This window comes from Pseudomonas sp. B3G-3, from assembly GCF_028640915.1.
Lineage (GTDB): Bacteria > Pseudomonadota > Gammaproteobacteria > Pseudomonadales > Pseudomonadaceae > Aquipseudomonas > Aquipseudomonas chlororaphis_I.
The window spans coordinates 213,121-230,420 of sequence record NZ_JAQZAB010000118.1 but is presented as its reverse complement, the minus strand read 5'-3'; the positions used below and the strand labels follow the sequence as shown (position 1 = coordinate 230,420).

Genomic DNA, 17,300 nt, shown 5'->3' with positions numbered 1-17,300 from the left:
GCCTCAATACTTGATGCAGAAAAGAAGGGAGAGGTTTTTCGGCCGAGTTTCGTTACCACCTGTAGCGTTCACGGTGATGGCGTGGGTGTGGTTACCGCCCCCGCCGATGCCTACGTTGTGGCCGTGGGCCCCAGCAGCGCCTATGCCAACGTTGTGGGCGTGAGCTCCCGCCCAATCGGTCGGGGCGGTGGTGCCGTTCTGTAGGTTTGCTGTGGTGAAGTTGGGGCTGCCACCACCCACGTTATTATTTTGCGCTCGCGGGGCGGTGTGCTGGTGGTTGCCCTGTGTATCGGTCCAGGCGGGGTGGCTGTGCTCACCTTGCGCGTCTGTCCACGCGCCGTGCACGTGGTCGCCGACTGCTGCGGCTGCAGCGGTGTGGGCGTGGGCATGGATCATCATGTCCTGGAACACACCGAATGGACGGCCGGGGTCCATTCCGCGCCCGTCGTCCCAGCCCCGTGGAAACAGCCCTCGCATATCGGGCAGGTTGAAAGTCGTGGAGCCGTCGCCGGCGCCATAATGCGTCCCCAAATACGAAAAGAGCCGCGCATAGGTTGTGCGGGAAACGGCTGCGCCGTTGCACTTCAACCACCCTGTGGGCGCCCAGACCGTGGAGAACGCGGCCACCATCCCTGTCAGCGCGTCGGCGGCCTGCTGCTGCACTTTGTTCAGGGCGGCGGTGGTGGCCAGGATCTCGCTGCTGTTTGTCGTTGGGTCGTCGCTCTTGGCGTTGGGCAGGTTGCCCAGCCCCACGTCGCCTTTTGTGGTGCCGCGTGCGCGTAGTTTTGCGTAGTCCCCGTCCCGGGCTGCGAAATACTCAATCAAAGGGCCTGTAATTGGCTGGACTGTGCGAGGTGCTACGTTGCGCAGATCCTCGATCAGCTCAGGGCTGTTGATACGAGCGACTGCAACGCAATAGTGTTGTGTGCCGGCGCTATCGACGTAGTCGGCCTTTTCCAGTCCATACACCACCTGAAAGGTGGCTACTTTGTCATTGAGTTGTCGCTCCAGGGCTACGTCCAGCCAGACCACTGCCGGCAACGTCGGCGGGGTGATTGGTAGTGCGTTGGCGGGCTCCAGGCGGATACCTTCGATATATGCGCGGCCAGGACTGAAGGAGTACACCCCGTCCACTTTCTGCAGCTGCAGCGCGTTACCGAAAAAGCAGGCTCTACCAAACACGTCCCGGTTGCTATGGCGCTCGCGCTCATCGATGCCGGCCAGGCGCACAGTAAAATCATGCTGCCAAGTGGCGGCGTCGATCGTGACGTTGGTCAGTTCCTGGGCGCCGTCGAACTTGACCAGAAAGTTACGGGTCACGTTGTTGCCGATCTGCAGCGGCGGGATGTTCTTGCGCTTCTGCTGCAGCGGCACGGTAGACACCGCGAACAGCACGCCGTCTTCGTCCTCGAGGCCGACCCAGTTGAAATCCCAATCGCCGATATCCGACCCCAGTTGCGCGCTGTACACCACCTGGTTGGGGTTCACGTAGCCGGCGTTTTTCGCGGGAATGCTGTAGACGTGGACGATCTGCGCCGCCGGCGGCTTGCCGGCCGCGCGATCGATCGGCGCGACAGGATCCAGCCCGGGCACGTTGGCAAAAATGAACCTGCTGATGATCAGCGGCTTTTTTTGGCCCTGTTTCAGGGCAATCTGGCTTTCGCCGGCGAGGGTGATATTTGCGCTCACAGTGCGCTCCTACAGGCTGGCGACCAGCGTTTGCTGGTCGTCGTTGAAGTCAATCAGGGCCATTTGCAGGCCTACGGGGGTGATGGTCACGAAGTCATAGCGGCGGCACGTCCGGCCGTATTGCTGGATCAGTACGCGCAACAGCTCGGGGTTGAGCGACAGCTGTGTATTGCTGAACTTGAGCAACACCACGTCCCAATCCCGGTCGGGCTGGCGCTCCTCGATCTCGACGTAGCCCACGCCCAGGCGCTCGAAAATGCGTTTCATGCCGGCGGTGCTGCCAGCGTCCACCGAGTTGACGAAGGCGTATTTCACACGCAGCCGGAACAAGGCCTCGGGCTCGCCGTTGAAGCGCGTTACGTCCCGCTGCCAGGCCCACAGCTCCAGGATGGCCATGTGGCAGGTGTCGGGGTCGATCTGCGAATACGGCCAGCGCAGCCAGCCGGTGACGGTTTCCCACCAGGACTGTGCGGCAGCGGTCAGTTTCGACAGCTCGGTGCCAGCGAGCCAGAACGGCAATTTCAGCTTTATCACTTCATCATCACCGTCAGATTTTCAAGACGGGGGATCGACAGGCCGCTGACAATGTCGTCCATGGGCGAGAACTTCACCGCCTCGATGCCGGCGAACTGCTGGTGCAGTTCCTCGGTCAGGCGGCTGGTACTGAACCGCGATTGCGGATAGGTCAGCGTCGGCTGGTAGTCCCGGGGCGTGCTTTCGCGGAACGCGGCACGCACGAACAGTTCGATCTCATGCTGGAGGTCGGCGACCTGGGCCGGTGTCTGGTTGGCGAACGGCCAGACGGTCACCAGGATATTGACTAGGGTTTCAGGCATGACCAAGGCCAGCAGATCGTCGCCGTGGCCATGGTTGCCCTGGTCGCGGATATGGGCGTTGATCTGTTCCAGGTAACTGTCCGCCGGCACGCCGGCATCGAACAGCACATAGGCATTTGCGCTGCCTGGGCCGCGGGGCGCGTTGTGCTCGAAGTACACGCCATCCGGCCGCACGCCAGGGAATTCCGAGATCATGGCGCGATATACCGCGTCGGTGTGCCACTGATTCACCGCCGAGAACTGGTTGCGAACGCGCAGGCGTAGCTGCTCGTTCGGCTCCGGATCTGCTCCAGGGGACTCCAGCCATCCGTCCTGATTCACCACCTGGACAATGCCCGGTACGGGCACCGGCAGGATGGCGTAATAACCCGGTGCCAGGTTGAAACCGCTGCCGGCCTCGATCGCCTCTACCGGGACTGCCAGCTGCAGCTGGCCCTGTTGGAACGTCGCCGGCGCCGTGGTGACCAGTTGGTAAACGTTGCCGTTGATCGTGGCCGACTGCACCACAGTGCCCTTTTCCAGCTCCAGGACACCGTCCGGCGTGGCCCGGGTAAACAACAGTTTGCCCAAGGCTTTGGTGGCGCCCTTGCGCTCGACGTTGACCGCCCAGGCCAACATGTCCAGCCACTTGTCCACCGCCGTTTTCACAAAGAAGTTCGGCAGCACGGTCAGGCATAGAAAATCCAGCAGCCACAGCACCGGCTTGGTCACCAGCGCGGTCATCACCCGCCAGAATGGCGAGTAGCTACTGGTGTTGGCGACCTTGGCGCCCTGGGCCTCAACCTCCTTTTCCCACGAAGCTTTTAACCCGGCCTCGGTGGTCGGAATGCCGGCGTCAGCGATCACCTTTTTAAAATCAACCTCGCTCACAGACTTACCTCAATTGAGCCGAATTTCAGGGTTTTGGCGGTAACCAGATACTTGCCTGGCTCCTGTTGCGTGATGCGCGCCGTACCTGGCACCAGGCGTTCGTCGTCCTCCACCAGCAGCTCCAGCTGCTGGATGCAGTCGCGTTGCCGCAGGCGGTCGCGCTCGGCCACGAGGGTGACCAACAGCCCGCTGTCGCGGATCATGTGCGCAATGTCCTGGGCGATGCAGGCGCGGTCCTCGATCGGCCGCGGCTGATGCGATGGGTCCAGCGCCAGGTCGTTGTCGACAATCAACAGATCCACGTACTCGCTCATCCGCCCACCGCCATGGCGACCATGTTTTCCATTTCCAGCGGGGTCATGGCCTTGCCGGTGTGAATGTTCACGTTCTCCACATGCGTGCCCTTGTTCTGGCTGTTGGTGTTGTTCTGAATGCGAGTCAACAGGCCACCAGGCGGCACCGCTGACGGGCGCGTCGGGGAAAGGCTAGGGATGGCCGCGTTGATGGTCTGCTGGGCCTTCTGCGCGGCGTTGGCGGTGTCGGCGGCGCTGGTCGCGGCATCGATGCCGGGCACCTCCGGCATGGCGCCCAGACGCGCCTCGATGTTCACGCCGGGAATGCTGTTGATCATCTCGATCAGGCCATTGATGGCCTTGGTGAAGACGCCGACGATGCTGTCCCAGGCGGCCTTGGCCATGCCGGACCAGCCGCCCATCGAGGCGAACCAGTCCGACAGGACCTGGAACTGGTCACTGACCCACTGGAACGCCGTGCTGTTGACCAGCGCGGTGGTCCATTCGTCCCAATAGACGACTGCCGCAATCACGGCCGCGACCAGGGCGGCGATGGCGATCACGATCCACACTACCGGGTTGGCCAGCAATGCCGCATTGACCAGCCAGATAGCGCCCTGCCACAGCAACATCGCGCCGCGAATGAGGGCCAGGCCGGCGCTCAGCGTATAGATCACAGTGACGTAGGCCAGGATCGCCAGCTTCTGCAGGACGAACACAGCGACGGTGCGCAGGCTGAGCAACTGGACGACTTTCCAGATGGTCAGCATTCCTAACCAGGTCATCTTCGCGATACCCACGGTCAGCGTAAGCAGCGACATGGCGCCAATGATCGTCATGATGGCCAGCGCGGTGATGCCGATCACGCGGGTGATGTTGGGGAACAGCTGCGACCAGCGCACCAGGGTTTTGCCTATGTCCACCATCTTGTTCATGAACGGCGACAGCACCGGGATCAGTACCTGACCAAACACCGTGCGCATGACCTCGACCAGGGACGCCCATTGCTGCCACGGGTCGACCATGGCCCGGGCCATCTGCTCGGCGTTCTCCAGGCCGCGCACCTTGCCCAGCTGCTCGATGCCGTTGCGCAGCCGGTCGGTGTCCTTGGCCAGCGCGCCGATCACCTGGGCACCTTCGCCGCCGAAGGCCTCCAGCAGCTTGGTCCCGGCCGAGGCGCTGGTTAGGTCGCCGAACTTGCCCTGCAGCTTGTCCAGGATCGTCATCATCGGCAGGAGCTTTCCCTGCTGATCGGTGAACTTCATGCCCAGCTTTTCCGAGGCTGCGCCGATGTTCTCGAAAAACGCCTTGTAGCGGCCGCCGGCGTCGCCGCCTTCCATGGTGCTGCTCAGGGTGCCAATCACCGCCATCTGCTCGGCCAGGTCCACGCCTGCAGTCGTAGCGATCGCCCCGGCCTCCTTGAAGGCGTCTTTCATTGCGGCGCCACTGGTGCGGAACAGCTGGACCGCCAACGCGGTCTGGCCGCCCAACCGCTCGACCCATGCGCCTTTCCCCATGGCATCGGCCTGTTGCTTCTGCAGGTTGTAGAGCGTGCCGACGTATTCGCCCATGGTTTCGCCGTCGGTCTTGGTGGCCTTGGCCAGCAGGTTGCTGGTGTTGGTGAAGATGGCCAGCTGGTTGCCGGCCAGCCCCTTGATAGCGCCTTCGATCAGATACGCAGAGGCCACAAACTCCTGGGCGTTCTCGCCGTAGTTCACCGCAAACTCTAGCGACTTGCTGTTGAGCGCGGTCAGCGCGTCCTCGGCCACGCCCAGCGATCGGACGTCGCCCAGGGCGCGATTGACCTCCAGCCCCGGCCCCATGGATTGCTGAATCCCGACCACGGCCGCCGTCAGACCGCCCAGGCCAAAGCCCATGGTCTTAATGTGCTTTTCGCTCTGCTCGGCCAGGTCGGAAAAGCCCATTTTCACCTTCGCCAGAGGCGCGGTGACCTTGTCGGTCAGGCTCAGGATGAAAGCCAGGCTGGCGCTACGGTCTGCCAATGTCGTTACCCGTTCAGCGCAAGGGCGATGCCGTTAGCCACGGCAAACTCCATGCGTCTCCAGTATTCGTCCTCCAGCCATCGGGCCGTGCCCATCGCTTCAAGCGTGGGCTCGGCACCAGGTAGCCAGCGGTTCGTCAGGGCCATCAGCTGGCCCAGGCCGTTTTCGGTCAGGCGCTCGGCGTGTTCGAGCGCTTTTTTACGATCACCTCAACGCTTGGTGCGTATTCCTCCAGCAGCGCACCGGCCAGTTGCATGACCATCACCGGGTTGCCCAGCAGCGGTTTCAGGGTGGCGCGCTGTTCCTGCGCAACAGTGGTCATCAGCAGGTTGTTGCCCGGGGCGACCTTGTTGGTCTGGGTCAGCGCGTTGAAATACTTGGTCACGTCCGCCGGGGTCAGGGTGAAGGTGAATTCTTGTTCGCCGACTTCCAGGGTGATTTCGGTGCGTTCGGTCATGGGGTGTTGCTCCTATTGAGTGGAATGAAAGGTGTGAATCAGCGCCTGCAGACACGGCGGACGTGGTCCTGCAGACCCAGGATCATTTGCCGGCTGAGGGCGAGTTGATCGCGGAGGGTGAAATAATCCGATCGAGCGTCTGCAGCGAGTTCGGCGGGTCTTGCATCAGCCAGGCCGCCGGCTCCGGGTGCAGCGGCGGTTCGGGGTGAGCAGGTGGCTTTGACGAGCAGCCGCTCATTGCCAGTGTCAACAGCACGCTGCTGCAGCAGGTTTTGATTGCGTTCATGCGTCAGTTCCTGGGTTCGTTGGCGGTCGATATCGTCACGGGCGGCCAGGCGCTCGGCGCTGATACGTGCCGCCTCGCGCAGGCCGTCCCGTTCGTATTGCGCCTGGTCGCGCTCACGCTGGGCGTCGTTGCGCTCACGTCGGGCCTCGTCGACCTGGCCGGTCAACACGTCGAAGGCGACCTTTAACAGCAGGCCGGCCACCAATGCGAACCGCGCCAGGCGCCACGGTGAAAAGGTCATTTCAGGCACAGCTCCATTTCGGCCAGCCGGCGGTTGTGCAGGCCTTGAACAAAACGCTTGCGGCCCTGGGCGTCGGTGATGAAGGCCCATACCGGCGTTTTCCCATCTGGCGCCCAGGCCAAGGCCTTACAGCCCTCGACGATGCGGCCGGCGTTGATCAGGGCCACCGCTCGGCTTGCGCAGGTGCGTGGCGCGCCATTGTTGTGTCCGTGGCTGGTCAGCGCGTCGAAGGTGTTCTGGCTCACCTTCGGGTTGGTGATGCAGTCAGCGAGCTGCAGCTGAGTTTTGCGAATCACCAGTTGCTCCACCTCGGCGCACCGGGCGTCTGACCAGTAGTCGCCGATCACGACGGGATCGGGGCTGGTGTACCTGGTGATGCCCTTGCACACCGTCGGCAGGCCCCGGGCCAGTTTGTCGGCGTAGACGATGTTCTGGCCGTGGCCTTCCCAGGTGCCCAGGAACACCACCAGCGGCGCGCTGGCCAGCGCAAGGGCACCGGCGGCAATCCTGCCGCGCAGGCTCATGGAAACCACACTCGCAGCAGCGCCGGGACGATCATCTGCAGCGCGGCGCCGGCCAGGGTCAGGATGGTCAGCAAACGGCCAACTTTCGAGCCGATCACGTTGACCGCCACGGTTAACGCCTGCTGCCCCTTGTTCAGCTCGGCGAGCTGACCAGCCATGTGTTCGAACTGCTGTTCCAGCTTGGTAACACGGGTCGGCACCGTTTCATGACGGTCCTCGATCTCGCTCAGCCGGTGCTCGAACACGGCCATTTTCTGCTCCAGGTGCCCCAGGCGCGCAGGATCTGCGCCGAACGCAGGTGGAAGCGGTGGCGATGCAGGTGCTTGCGATGGCAAGACGCCTCTGTTCATCGGCGAATACCTTTCTCGAAAGTGGTCTGGCAGGGCACGCACCGGGTCATTCCGCCCAGGGCGCGGCGCGCTGGGGGGATCTCGCGGCCGCAGTCCTCGCAGTGGGTCAGACTGGGGCCCGTCGAGCGCGCCCGGGCGAGCTGGGCGGCGATCGCCTGGTCACGCTGGCGTTGCTCCAGGGCCTGGGCGCGGTCGAACGGGCAGACCATCAGCGCAGCCCCTCGATCTCGGCCGCGGCGAGGTACGGAACGCCGTTGATATGGATAAAGTCCGGACTGGTGACGTCAAACGGCACCTTGTGTTTGCTCTTCTCGCCGCCCTTCGGATCGATCGACAGCAGGCTGGACACCTTCACCTTGCAGCCGAAGGCCTCCACGCGCAGCTCCTCGTCCTCGCCGGCCTTGGCGAAAAACACCGCGTCAAAGGGTTTCAGCTCGCGGAAGCTGCCCGCCGAGCGCGCCGCGTCGATCAGCACATTAAAGTTGGTGGTATCCAGCTCCAGTTCGCCGGACGCTGCCACGTCCCCGTCAACGTAGCCATCGGGCACGCCCCGGGTTTGGGCCACTGCCGAGTTATCGGTGATGTCCAGGGTGCAGTTCTCGACGTGCAGCGAGAGGTCGCCCAGGCTCACGTCAAAGTTTTTGCCGCCAATCTTTGCCATGGGGCGTTACTCCGTTTTGTCGGTGGAAAGGTCCAGGGCGATGTTCGCCTGCAGGTCTTTCGGGCAGTTGAGGGGGCGGATCTTGAAGAAGGCCACGACCTTGGTTTTGCTCAGCCAGTTCAGCACCAGGTCGCCGTCCTTCGGTGGCTCGATATCACCGGGGAACACCTGGCCAGCAAAGGTGGTGGACTTGGCCATGGCGCGCATCGGCGCCATCAGCTGGTTGGTGTTGACCGCGATGCTGTTGGGGGTGTTGTTCAAGCGGCGATCGGCTACGCGACGGATCAGCAGCGGGCGGATCAGGCGAGCGGTCTTGTCAGTGATGCGCAGGTACTCCACGACCTGGTAGTCGCTGGCATCGCTGTCCAGCATGTTGCCGTCGCCCCAATACACGCCCTCATAGTCGGGATAGGTCTGCGACACCGAGTATCGGGCCCGGTCCAGTTCGCTGCGCACCGCCGACGGCAGAGGCACTTTCTCGATATCGACCGGCACCGGACCCAGGCCCAGCACCGCGCCGGTGGCCACGCGCATCGGGCTGTCAGCAATGCTGACCGTCGCATTGGCCAGGCGCCCGGCGAGAACGCCCAGGTCATTGCCATGCAGTTGCGGCACAACCAGAACACGCGGCGCTAACAGGTTGGCCACCAGGGCCTTTTGTGCGGTCACGTATTGCGCCCAGGTCTGTTCAACGGTGATGCCGGCAGTGGACGCCATGACGAACACACGGCGGCCGTAGGTGTTGTTCAGGGCAATGGCGGCGTCATGCATGGCCGACAGTTCGGCGGCGGCGGTCACCGGCTTGGTGATTACTACGGCCTCGACTGAATACCCCTGCTGCTGGGCCTGTTCCAATGCGGAGGACCAATCGCCCTCGCTGCCGATCGGCGCGGCGATACACGCCCAGCGCTGGCCGCCGTTGAGGCGGGCGGCGGTGATTTGGGTTTTCAGGTCGCTGACCGGAATGCCCAGGGCGACGTCCAGGTCGCTGTCGGTATTCAGCGGGATGAACTGACCGACGTTCTTACTGGCCGGGCCAATGAAAAGGAAATAGCGCTCAATCTCTTTCACGGCACCCTGGCCCAGATTGAGATTGTCGACGGTGACTTGACCGAGTGCCATGTATGCCTCGTTAACGGGGTGAGTGAAGGATTTGCTGCAGTACCTGGTGCAACAGCTGGCTGGCTTCCAGGTCGCTGACGCCCAGGAACTGGCGTTTCGGCAAAGTAATTTCCCAGCTCTGAGCGCCTGTTGATTCGCTGCGCTCGTTGTCCAGGATGCGGATCAGCAGGCCGGCTTTCGCGTAGTTCACATGCTCTTGAATCCACGCCACAGACGGCCGGGTCAGTGTCTTTTTGCCCGCCTGGCGCACCCGGAAGCCCAGCCGGCGCAGGCGTTTGGCCTGCTTTTCGGTCGCGGCAAGCCCGGGGGGAGTCTTGTTCCAGCGGCGCATCTGCGCCGCTGTGCGGCGCTCGCTGACGCCGTTGTGCTGTTGCGTCGCGACCCAGCGGGTCAGGGCGTTACGCCAGCCGAGTTCGGCCTGGTCGGGCGTCAGACTGGTGACCTGCATCAGCTTCGCCAGGCCGGCCTCCATTTTCTTCTTGCCCTTGCTGCTGCCCTTGCGAGGGGCGAACGGCGTGCCGTCCAGGTTCACCTGGTCACGCACGCGCTTTCTGCCCATCGAGCGCGCGCGCTTGCTGACGTTGTTCAGCAGCCGGCGGCGCAGCTTCGGCGGCAGGCTCAGCAGGTCCAGCTGATCGCGCACGCTCAGAAGGCCGCGGGCGTCGAGGTTGAGAGCGCTACTTGCGGCCATCGGTGGCCACCTCGCCATGTTCGGCAATCCACAGATCAAACGGGACGAAAGCCCAGGACTTTCCGAAGGCCTTGATCTCGCCTGCAGGATCCTCGGCCAGGTACTGCGGCTCGACGAACTCCAGGGTTATGTCCACGTCGAAAAGGTCATTGTCCTGGGGCTCGACGGCGAACAGCGGCGCCGGCAGTGCATGCCGATCGCGCTTCGGATCGTGGGTTTCCAGCCAACTGCCAATGAGGGCCATCAGCCGCGCCGGGTGGTCGGCGAAGCGCTCCAGGACGAGCGCGGCGCGGTAGCGCATGTCGCCCAGGTGCATGCCGTCCAGGTCGGGTTTCCAGACCAGTTCCAGCGTTACCTGCTCCGTCCAACTGTCGAGCTGTTCGGGCTCGACCAGGCGGTGTTCCAGCAGGTAAGCGGTCAATGCCTGCAGCTTGGTCATAGCAACGCAGCCGTGATACGGCTACGGCCCTGCAGGGCGCGGACGGCCTGCTGACTGAAAGCCAAGAAAGTGGATTCGCGTTCAGGGGCTTCCTTACCGGTGTTCTCTGCGCTTTCGCGGCGGGTGACGGTGGCGAACTGCTGCAGGGCGCTGGCCTTGGCGCGGCAGTACGCCGCACGCTTGTACAGCCCGGCCTGCAGCGCACGCTCGGGCAGCAGCATCGGGTCGGCGGTTGCGACGTTGGCAATGCCCACGGCCTGCCAGCGCGCTTTCAGCTTGGCCAGGTCCGTATTGACCTCGAACATAGCGATGGTCAGGGCGTCGGTCAGCAGTTCGCCCAGGAACTCCGCCGGTAGGCGGTAGCCCTTCTGGAACTCGGACACGGAGAGGTTCGGCCAGAAGCCGTCGTTCTCGATTGTCTTATCCACAAGGGTGGTGGGTTTCCCGGAAAAGCTCATTGCTGGCCGCTCGAATAGGGCGGGAAACACCGTTTCAACGGGGCGGGCCATAAAATGGCTGACTCGTTTCACGGGTTCCCGCTGGGGGGGGTAGTCAGGTTATTCGGTGGCCGGTGTGGCCCGTTGTTTGGTCAGTTCTTTGCGGCAGGCGTCCAGCTTTGTTTTCACGCCAATGGCGGAATAAAGCTCGGTGGCCCGTTCAAAGTGGGTAATAGCTGCCTCCCACTTCTGCTGGTCCATGGCCCGGATGCCCAGCAACTTGTGGTACTTGGCCGGGATCTGCTCGGGCAACTGCCATTCGCCATCCACTCGGGGCAGCAGGTTGGAAACATAGGGCTCGGGACTGCGCTGAACATCCTGCTCGGCGTTGGCCCACTCGATCACCGCGTCAGCGACAAAGGTCTGGATATCGCGCCGCTTGAAACGCTCCGGCATCTCCTGGCCCTGGGCAATGGCGAAGTCGGCCAGCTCCAGGCCGTCCTCGAATCGCTCGGTGTCGAACAGCCAGACTATTACCTGCACCAGCACGCGGTTCGGCATGTTCAGCCCCGACTCCATGTAGCGCTGGATAAAGTCCTGGTACTTGGGCAGCAGCTCGTCGCGCTTGAGTGCCTGTTTGCTGGCCAGGTTATTGAGCGCGCTCAGGCGATCCAGGTCCTGGTCCAGGGCGGCCTCCTGCAGCAGCAAATACTTACGGGCATTCGCGGGGCTGCTTAGGGATTCTGCCGGCGAGTACATCACCGGTGCAGCTGCAGCAGCGGCTAATGCAGCGCTACCCAGGGCCAGGATGCGGCGCTTGTGCGCCAGGGCCAGGCTCATTTCAGCAGCTCCACGTTCTCGGTCAGCGCGATTTTTTCCAGCTGCTCGATCACATAGCCCTCGTTCCGGCTGTTGTAGTCCTCGACGCGGTTGCGCTTTTCGTTGTCTACCGTCTTCTTGCGCCAGCTGGAGTCCTGGAAGTAGATCGAGAGGTTGTCCCAACTGGTGACCAGCACTGCATTGACCGGGAAGAACGGCACGCTGAAGCTCGGCAGGCCGCCATAGGTTTCGATAACCTGGGCTTCTTCAATGCGTTCTTTCTCAGTCGGTGTATCGCCCTGCTTGGCGTACAGCTTGGCCTTGTCGGCCGCGAGCAGGTCGCTACCAATGATCGCCACCAGGTCGCCGCCGTCACGCAGACGTTCATCCACCATCTGCTTGGTGTCGTGCACCAGGGCATCGAGGTTGGCGTAGTCGCCGCCGGCGCCCAATTTGACCTTGCCGGAGTCCTTCACGCCTTCCTTGAGCACCTGTTGCGGCGCCTGTTCGCGCAACTGCTGCAGCCAGCCCTTGTTCACGTCCTGAAGCATCGGATACTTGCCGATATCGGTCTGCTCGGCGGTGTGCGTACCGTGGAAACCGACCATGATCCGGTCGAGTGCGATCTGCTTTTGCACTGCGGCGGAATAACGCTGGTGGAAGTCTGGGAATTTGGCCCAGGCGTCGATTTTCGCGTATGGCAGACCCACGTCGGACTCGGTCGAGGACAGTTCGTAGGTCGTGTGGTCCAGCGCCGAAGCGTCCTTGGCTTCGCGGTCGGTGGTCTTGGTGTTGGTGCGGCCGGTGACCGGACCAGAAACCCCAATGAACACCTTCTCGCCCTTGATCTCAGTCACCGGAATGACGTTGATACGGGAAAGGAAGTCCGATTTTGCGGTGATGGCGTCGTTCAGTTCCTGAGCGATCGACGGCTCAACGTTGAACATCTTGGTGGACAGCTGGACGCCGTAGGTTTCGGCGATCGCGAGCTGCATTTCTGCATACATCTTCGCGCCGTAGGCGCTGAGAGAACGGGCCATGTCAGAGCACCCGCGCTTTCGTGGTGGTTACAGGACCGGCATTGCGCGGCAACTGGCGGCCGGTGGAGGTGTTCTTCAGCACAGAGAACTCCTTTTGCAGGCCAGCCAGCGCAGCCAGCACAGCAGCGTTAGAACCGCCCTTGCGGCGATATTCGCGCTCTTCTTCGGCCGTGGTGACGATCTCGTCCACTGCGGCGCTCACGTCATCGATCGGGGCCTGGTCGGGTTCAGGTGCATCTTCGGCGGCGGGCTCGATCACGGCCTGAATGCCGGCAGCCACGACCAGCAGCTGGGCCAGCAGGGCTTTTAAAGCCGTTGCGGTAGCTTCATCCATTGGGGGTTTGCTCTCGGTTGGGGTGGTGGGGGTGTCGGTGGCGGGGGCTTCAACGCTGAATCGCTTGAAAAAGCCGGTGAGCAAAGCGGTGAGCTTGCCCAGCTCGCCCTTGGGTTCGTTGTCATGGAAAGAACCCAGCTCAACCGAGGCGGCGTAGTAAGCAGCGCGGTTGGTTTTGTTGGAAAAGTAGAGTTCCTGGGTGCCCGTGCTGGCGGGCTCGTCGGTTACCGCCATGCCGGTCATGTACGCTTTGCCACGGCCGCGGAAGTTCGGAAGGATCTCGACACTGGAGAAGAGTTTTTCCCCGGCATCGTTCAGGCGCAGCAGCTTGTCGTTCGGCTTCAACTGCGCTTCCAGGGCGACTTGGCCTGGCTCCAGATCTTCGGCGCCCTCGATCAGGCGAAGGGCATACACAGTCCCGAAAGAACCGAACCAGCGTTCGTGCTCACACCAGATAACGGCGGTGTACAGCGCGGGGTCGTAGGTTTCGGCACAGTCGCGCAGTTCCTGGGGCAGGATCTCGCGGCCATCGACGGTCGGGCCGCTGGTGGCTACGCGCTTCCAATAGGAGACAAGGGAACGTGGCATAGGTGGTAACTGCGCTCAATCGGTTGAATGAGCCGCCACGATAGGGAGCCGTTTGGCCTCAAACAAACGGTTCCCTTGCGCGTTCCTCCTAGATTCTAGATATAGGTGGATCGCGGAATTTAACTCCGCGTTTCCCGCGTTTTCGCCGCATAGACTGCGGCCCATGTACTACTCGACCGAAGTTAAAGAAGCCGCCAAACGCCTGTTTCTGCGCCGCTGTAAGGCCAAGGAAATTCAGGCGCAGCTCAACCTGCCGAACATCCGGATCGTCTACTACTGGATCCGGCAAGGCGGCTGGGAAGACATGCTGTCGGATGAAGAACCGCTGACCGCCGTAGGGCGGCGTATCACCCTACTCCTGGACAAAGCCACCAGCCTGACCAAGGACGAGCTCAACGAGCTGGACCGGCTGACCACAGTTCGTGAACGGTTGCTGAAACAGGCGGCCAAGCCATCGCCGGCGCCGATCGGCGAATCCTCGGCCGCCCCCCAGGAACGCCGCCAAGGCTCGCGGGGCGAACGCTCCGGCCGTGGCGAGGGTGGCGGCAAGAAGCGCGAGAAGAAGGTCAAGAACGATATCAGCGGCCTGACCGAAGTGGACTTCCTGGATAAGTTCATCTCCAAGATGTACCGCTACCAGCAGGAGCTGTTCGAGGCCAAGCAAAACCCGCTGACGCGCCGGGTTCGCAACATCCTGAAAAGCCGCCAGGTCGGCCTGACTTACTATTTCGCCGGCGAGGCGTTCATGGACGCCGTGTTGAGCGGTGACAACCAGGTGTTCCTGTCGGCCAGTCGATCGCAGTCGGAGATCTTCCGTAGCTACATCATCCAGTTCGCCCAGCAGTGGTTCGGCATCGAGCTGACCGGCAACCCCATCGTGCTGAGCAACGGCGCGGAGCTGCGCTTTCTCAGCACCAACAGCAGCACCGCCCAGGGCTACCATGGCCACGTCTACGTCGATGAATATTTCTGGATCCGCGACTTCGACAAACTGAGCACCGTGGCCAGCGCCATGGGCACACACAAGAAATGGCGCAAAACCTATTTCTCGACGCCCAGCGCGGTGTCGCACCAGGCGTACCCGTTCTGGTCCGGAGAAGAGTTCCGCAACAGCAAGCGCGGCAAGAAAGCTGGCGGCACCTGGCCGAGCGAAGCGGCCTACACGCAGGGTACGCTGTGCCCGGATGGCCAATGGCGCAAGACCATCACCCTGGACGACGCGATCGCCGGCGGCTGCGATCTGTTCGACCTGGAACAGCTGCAGCTGGAGTACGACGAGGACAAATTCCAGCAGCTGTTCTACTGCAAGTTCATCGACAGCTCACAGAGCGCGTTCGGGTTGAAAGACCTGGAGCGCTGCTATTCCGACTTGACGCTGTGGGAGGACTACAAGCCCGAGCTGGATCGACCTTTCGGCAACAGCCCGGTATGGCTGGGGTACGACCCGAGCCGCACCCGCGACGACGCCACCTGTGTGGTCATCGCGCCGCCGCTCGAACCCGGAGCGAAGTTCCGGATCTTGGAAAAGCACAGTTGGCGCGGGCAGTCGTTCAAGTACCAGGCCGAGCAGGTCAAGAAGCTCACAGAGCGTTTCAACGTGCAGCACATCGGCATCGACACCACGGGCATCGGCTACGGGGTTTTCGACCTGGTGCGCGACTTCTACCCGCGTGCGACCTCGATCCATTACAGCCTGGAAACCAAGAACACGCTGGTGCTCAAGGCCCAGGACACCATCCAAGGCAGCCGCATCGAGTGGGATGCCGGCTGGACCGATATCGCCCAGGCTTTCCTCACGATCAAGCGCGGCACGACCGGCAGCGGCCAGGTCACCTACAGCGCATCGCGCACCGACGCCACGGGCCACGCAGATATCGCCTGGGCGGTGATGCACGCCCTGGCACACGAACCCCTAAACACCAACAAGCGGCGCCGTAGCCGCTACGTCACGAGCGGAAGCAATGTCCAAGCGACGACACAGAAAGCACCAGGTAACCCAGCAGGCGCGACAGCAACAGCCCATGCGGGCATTCACCTTCGGGGAACCAGAGCAGGTGCTGAGCGGCAACATCGGCGAATATCTCGGAGTGTTTCCCAGCGACGACGGCGAGATCTACAAGCCGCCGGTGTCGCGGCCGGGCCTGGCCAAGCTGCTGCGCGCCAACGCGCACCACGGCGCTATTCCGAAGTTCAAGCGCAACCTGCTGTTGCGTGAATTCATACCCTCGGCCGGCTGCAGCACGCAGACGATGGGCCGGGCCGGTCTGGATTACATGGTGTTTGGCGAAGCCTACTTCTACCGTGTCCCCAATGCCTTTGGCCAGGTCCTGGAGCTGCAGCACCTGTCGGCGATCAACATGCGGGTAAAGGTGGACGGCGGTTTCAGGATGCTGCTGCCCGACAACAAGTACCAGGACTTCGACCAGGACGAAATCGAGCACGTCCTGGACTACGACGTGGAGCAGAACATCTACGGTGTGCCCGACTACCTAGGCGGTATGCAGGCCCTGCTGCTCAACGAAGCCGCGACCCTGTTTCGCCGGCGCTACTACAGCAACGGCGCGCACGCCGGTTACATCTTCTACACCAACGACCCGGACCTGACCGAGGAAGACGAAGAAAACCTGCGCGCACAGATCAGCGCAAGCAAGGGCGTGGGTAACTTCCGCTCGATGTTCGTCAACATCCCCAACGGCAAGGAGAACGCAATCCAGATCATCCCCGTGGGGGACTTCCAGGCGAAGGACGAGTTGGAGAAGGTGAAGAACATCACCCGCAACGATGTCATCGCCGCCTGGCGAATGAACCCTGCGTTGGCCGGCATCATTCCGGAAAACACCGGCGGTTTCGGCGACATCGAGAAGATCGATCGGGTGTACACCAGCAACGAAATCCGGCCGATCTGTCAGCTGTTCGATCAAGTCAACGCAACCTTACGGTCAGACAGGAAAATCAACTGGAAGGAACCGAAAGAAACAGGAACGACCGCCAATTAACAGGCTATTTGCGGTGAACACCAGCGAACATGACGCCATAATGATGGCTCGTAAAAACCCTGGGGAGGGACACATGCGGATTTATTGCACTACCTGCGGCCACAAAGGGCGCATCAGCTCGCGAGAGGAAGTGACTCGAACCTACGTGAAGCTGTATTGCCAGTGCCTGGACTCAGCAAAGTGCGGCCACACCTGGGTATCCACTCTGGCGTTTTCACATACATTGCGCCCCTCGGCGCAGCATCTGGACACACTCCTGGTCGATCGCTTCAGGAGCTTGCCGGCAGACCAGCAGAAAGCACTATTCGAGATGATGAAGGGGCAGGCCGTAGCCTGATGAGAATCGCCGACATAGGTCGGCGATTTGTTTGGTTGACTCAGGAATCTAAGTCATCCGGGTGCTTGGCCAACTGTTCAATCAACCGTCGCACCTGGTGACGATCATGATCCGTCATCTGACGAAAGCGCCGAATCAACCGGCGCTCATACTCACTCAAACCGAACCATTGAAAATCAACTTGGTCGACGCTTTCCTGCCCAGCTACTGCCAAATCCAACATGCGCTAACTCCTTGATATGCAATGTGGAATCGGCGTTATCGGGGCGGGAGAACTGCTTTACACG

At 62.1% G+C, this 17,300-nt stretch carries 23 protein-coding genes; 3 read left to right on the top strand and 20 right to left on the bottom strand.

Annotation, left to right across the window (positions count from 1 at the left end; genetic code table 11):
- Positions 1-3: 3 nt before the first annotated feature.
- The 19 genes from PVZ80_RS23560 to PVZ80_RS23470 all read right to left on the bottom strand — a co-directional run bounded on the left by PVZ80_RS23560 (position 4) and on the right by PVZ80_RS23470 (position 13,680).
- Positions 4-1,689, bottom strand: a complete 1,686-nt coding sequence (locus PVZ80_RS23560) for a phage tail-collar fiber domain-containing protein (RefSeq protein WP_273864641.1) — start codon at positions 1,687-1,689, stop codon at positions 4-6.
- A 9-nt stretch (positions 1,690-1,698) separates the two neighbouring features.
- Positions 1,699-2,223 (bottom strand): phage tail protein, encoded by a 525-nt coding sequence (locus tag PVZ80_RS23555; RefSeq protein ID WP_273864640.1) that lies wholly within the window; start codon positions 2,221-2,223, stop codon positions 1,699-1,701.
- Positions 2,220-3,395, bottom strand: a complete 1,176-nt coding sequence (locus tag PVZ80_RS23550) for a baseplate J/gp47 family protein (RefSeq protein ID WP_273864639.1) — start codon at positions 3,393-3,395, stop codon at positions 2,220-2,222. The genes PVZ80_RS23555 and PVZ80_RS23550 overlap by 4 nt, the downstream gene beginning before the upstream one ends.
- A complete protein-coding gene (locus PVZ80_RS23545; RefSeq protein ID WP_273864638.1) occupies positions 3,392-3,709 on the bottom strand; it encodes a DUF2590 family protein in 318 nt (105 codons plus the stop codon). The genes PVZ80_RS23550 and PVZ80_RS23545 overlap by 4 nt, the downstream gene beginning before the upstream one ends.
- Positions 3,706-5,691: a phage tail tape measure protein gene (locus tag PVZ80_RS23540; RefSeq protein WP_273864637.1), complete on the bottom strand. Its 1,986-nt coding sequence runs from the start codon at positions 5,689-5,691 to the stop codon at positions 3,706-3,708. The genes PVZ80_RS23545 and PVZ80_RS23540 overlap by 4 nt, the downstream gene beginning before the upstream one ends.
- A 5-nt stretch (positions 5,692-5,696) precedes the next feature.
- Positions 5,697-5,837 (bottom strand): DUF6890 family protein, encoded by a 141-nt coding sequence (locus PVZ80_RS23535; protein WP_273864636.1) that lies wholly within the window; start codon positions 5,835-5,837, stop codon positions 5,697-5,699.
- Between the two features lie 23 nt (positions 5,838-5,860).
- Entirely contained in the window at positions 5,861-6,148 is a 288-nt protein-coding gene (locus tag PVZ80_RS23530) for a putative phage tail assembly chaperone (RefSeq protein WP_273864635.1), read from the bottom strand.
- 38 nt (positions 6,149-6,186) lie between these two features.
- Positions 6,187-6,675 carry a lysis system i-spanin subunit Rz gene (locus PVZ80_RS23525; RefSeq protein ID WP_273864634.1) on the bottom strand — a complete coding sequence of 163 codons (489 nt, stop codon included), beginning with the start codon at positions 6,673-6,675 and terminating at the stop codon, positions 6,187-6,189.
- Positions 6,672-7,199, bottom strand: coding sequence for a lysozyme (locus tag PVZ80_RS23520; protein WP_273864633.1), 528 nt, complete (start codon positions 7,197-7,199; stop codon positions 6,672-6,674). The genes PVZ80_RS23525 and PVZ80_RS23520 overlap by 4 nt, the downstream gene beginning before the upstream one ends.
- Positions 7,196-7,549, bottom strand: a complete 354-nt coding sequence (locus PVZ80_RS23515) for a hypothetical protein (protein WP_273864632.1) — start codon at positions 7,547-7,549, stop codon at positions 7,196-7,198. Before PVZ80_RS23515 ends, PVZ80_RS23520 begins: the two co-directional genes overlap by 4 nt.
- Positions 7,546-7,758 (bottom strand): TraR/DksA family transcriptional regulator, encoded by a 213-nt coding sequence (locus PVZ80_RS23510; protein WP_273864631.1) that lies wholly within the window; start codon positions 7,756-7,758, stop codon positions 7,546-7,548. The genes PVZ80_RS23515 and PVZ80_RS23510 overlap by 4 nt, the downstream gene beginning before the upstream one ends.
- Positions 7,758-8,210: a phage protein gene (locus tag PVZ80_RS23505; protein WP_273864630.1), complete on the bottom strand. Its 453-nt coding sequence runs from the start codon at positions 8,208-8,210 to the stop codon at positions 7,758-7,760. Before PVZ80_RS23505 ends, PVZ80_RS23510 begins: the two co-directional genes overlap by 1 nt.
- A gap of 6 nt (positions 8,211-8,216) precedes the next feature.
- Positions 8,217-9,332, bottom strand: a complete 1,116-nt coding sequence (locus PVZ80_RS23500) for a DUF2586 domain-containing protein (RefSeq protein ID WP_273864629.1) — start codon at positions 9,330-9,332, stop codon at positions 8,217-8,219.
- 10 nt (positions 9,333-9,342) lie between these two features.
- Complete coding sequence (locus PVZ80_RS23495) at positions 9,343-10,023, bottom strand: phage virion morphogenesis protein (RefSeq protein WP_273864628.1); 681 nt, start codon at positions 10,021-10,023, stop codon at positions 9,343-9,345.
- Positions 10,010-10,462, bottom strand: a complete 453-nt coding sequence (locus tag PVZ80_RS23490; RefSeq protein ID WP_273864627.1) for a phage tail protein — start codon at positions 10,460-10,462, stop codon at positions 10,010-10,012. Before PVZ80_RS23490 ends, PVZ80_RS23495 begins: the two co-directional genes overlap by 14 nt.
- A complete protein-coding gene (locus tag PVZ80_RS23485; protein ID WP_273864659.1) occupies positions 10,459-10,920 on the bottom strand; it encodes a head completion/stabilization protein in 462 nt (153 codons plus the stop codon). The genes PVZ80_RS23490 and PVZ80_RS23485 overlap by 4 nt, the downstream gene beginning before the upstream one ends.
- 99 nt (positions 10,921-11,019) lie before the next feature.
- Positions 11,020-11,739: a phage terminase small subunit gene (gpM, locus tag PVZ80_RS23480; protein ID WP_273864626.1), complete on the bottom strand. Its 720-nt coding sequence runs from the start codon at positions 11,737-11,739 to the stop codon at positions 11,020-11,022.
- Positions 11,736-12,758: a phage major capsid protein, P2 family gene (locus tag PVZ80_RS23475; protein ID WP_273864625.1), complete on the bottom strand. Its 1,023-nt coding sequence runs from the start codon at positions 12,756-12,758 to the stop codon at positions 11,736-11,738. Before PVZ80_RS23475 ends, gpM begins: the two co-directional genes overlap by 4 nt.
- A gap of 1 nt (position 12,759) precedes the next feature.
- Positions 12,760-13,680 carry a GPO family capsid scaffolding protein gene (locus tag PVZ80_RS23470; protein WP_273864624.1) on the bottom strand — a complete coding sequence of 307 codons (921 nt, stop codon included), beginning with the start codon at positions 13,678-13,680 and terminating at the stop codon, positions 12,760-12,762.
- 163 nt (positions 13,681-13,843) lie between these two features.
- Between PVZ80_RS23470 and PVZ80_RS23465 the strand changes: the two genes are divergently transcribed.
- The 3 genes from PVZ80_RS23465 (at position 13,844) to PVZ80_RS23455 (ending at position 17,013) form a co-directional block, all read left to right on the top strand.
- The gene (locus tag PVZ80_RS23465; protein WP_273864658.1) at positions 13,844-15,895 is read left to right on the top strand and encodes a terminase large subunit domain-containing protein; all 2,052 of its coding nucleotides are present in this window, start codon (positions 13,844-13,846) and stop codon (positions 15,893-15,895) included.
- A complete protein-coding gene (locus PVZ80_RS23460; RefSeq protein ID WP_273864657.1) occupies positions 15,834-16,676 on the top strand; it encodes a phage portal protein in 843 nt (280 codons plus the stop codon). The genes PVZ80_RS23465 and PVZ80_RS23460 overlap by 62 nt, the downstream gene beginning before the upstream one ends.
- A 73-nt stretch (positions 16,677-16,749) precedes the next feature.
- Entirely contained in the window at positions 16,750-17,013 is a 264-nt protein-coding gene (locus tag PVZ80_RS23455) for an ogr/Delta-like zinc finger family protein (protein WP_210472589.1), read from the top strand.
- Between the two features lie 40 nt (positions 17,014-17,053).
- On the opposite strand, the gene PVZ80_RS23450 is transcribed toward PVZ80_RS23455, so the two are convergent.
- Positions 17,054-17,236, bottom strand: coding sequence for a hypothetical protein (locus PVZ80_RS23450; RefSeq protein ID WP_273864623.1), 183 nt, complete (start codon positions 17,234-17,236; stop codon positions 17,054-17,056).
- Between the last annotated feature and the right edge of the window lie 64 nt (positions 17,237-17,300).

What these genes read in the sequence shown, in the direction of transcription:
- PVZ80_RS23490 (WP_273864627.1), bottom strand. Translation starts at nt 10,462, where the DNA reads ATGACCAAGCTGCAGGCATTGACCGCTTACCTGCTGGAACACCGCCTG.
- PVZ80_RS23505 (WP_273864630.1), bottom strand. Translation starts at nt 8,210, where the DNA reads ATGGCAAAGATTGGCGGCAAAAACTTTGACGTGAGCCTGGGCGACCTC.
- PVZ80_RS23515 (WP_273864632.1), bottom strand. Translation starts at nt 7,549, where the DNA reads ATGAACAGAGGCGTCTTGCCATCGCAAGCACCTGCATCGCCACCGCTT.
- PVZ80_RS23485 (WP_273864659.1), bottom strand. Translation starts at nt 10,920, where the DNA reads ATGAGCTTTTCCGGGAAACCCACCACCCTTGTGGATAAGACAATCGAG.
- PVZ80_RS23455 (WP_210472589.1), top strand. Translation starts at nt 16,750, where the DNA reads ATGCGGATTTATTGCACTACCTGCGGCCACAAAGGGCGCATCAGCTCG.
- PVZ80_RS23525 (WP_273864634.1), bottom strand. Translation starts at nt 6,675, where the DNA reads ATGACCTTTTCACCGTGGCGCCTGGCGCGGTTCGCATTGGTGGCCGGC.
- PVZ80_RS23500 (WP_273864629.1), bottom strand. Translation starts at nt 9,332, where the DNA reads ATGGCACTCGGTCAAGTCACCGTCGACAATCTCAATCTGGGCCAGGGT.
- PVZ80_RS23465 (WP_273864658.1), top strand. Translation starts at nt 13,844, where the DNA reads ATGTACTACTCGACCGAAGTTAAAGAAGCCGCCAAACGCCTGTTTCTG.
- PVZ80_RS23475 (WP_273864625.1), bottom strand. Translation starts at nt 12,758, where the DNA reads ATGGCCCGTTCTCTCAGCGCCTACGGCGCGAAGATGTATGCAGAAATG.
- PVZ80_RS23545 (WP_273864638.1), bottom strand. Translation starts at nt 3,709, where the DNA reads ATGAGCGAGTACGTGGATCTGTTGATTGTCGACAACGACCTGGCGCTG.
- PVZ80_RS23510 (WP_273864631.1), bottom strand. Translation starts at nt 7,758, where the DNA reads ATGGTCTGCCCGTTCGACCGCGCCCAGGCCCTGGAGCAACGCCAGCGT.
- PVZ80_RS23535 (WP_273864636.1), bottom strand. Translation starts at nt 5,837, where the DNA reads ATGGCCCTGACGAACCGCTGGCTACCTGGTGCCGAGCCCACGCTTGAA.
- gpM (WP_273864626.1), bottom strand. Translation starts at nt 11,739, where the DNA reads ATGAGCCTGGCCCTGGCGCACAAGCGCCGCATCCTGGCCCTGGGTAGC.
- PVZ80_RS23495 (WP_273864628.1), bottom strand. Translation starts at nt 10,023, where the DNA reads ATGGCCGCAAGTAGCGCTCTCAACCTCGACGCCCGCGGCCTTCTGAGC.
- PVZ80_RS23450 (WP_273864623.1), bottom strand. Translation starts at nt 17,236, where the DNA reads ATGTTGGATTTGGCAGTAGCTGGGCAGGAAAGCGTCGACCAAGTTGAT.
- PVZ80_RS23520 (WP_273864633.1), bottom strand. Translation starts at nt 7,199, where the DNA reads ATGAGCCTGCGCGGCAGGATTGCCGCCGGTGCCCTTGCGCTGGCCAGC.
- PVZ80_RS23530 (WP_273864635.1), bottom strand. Translation starts at nt 6,148, where the DNA reads ATGACCGAACGCACCGAAATCACCCTGGAAGTCGGCGAACAAGAATTC.
- PVZ80_RS23470 (WP_273864624.1), bottom strand. Translation starts at nt 13,680, where the DNA reads ATGCCACGTTCCCTTGTCTCCTATTGGAAGCGCGTAGCCACCAGCGGC.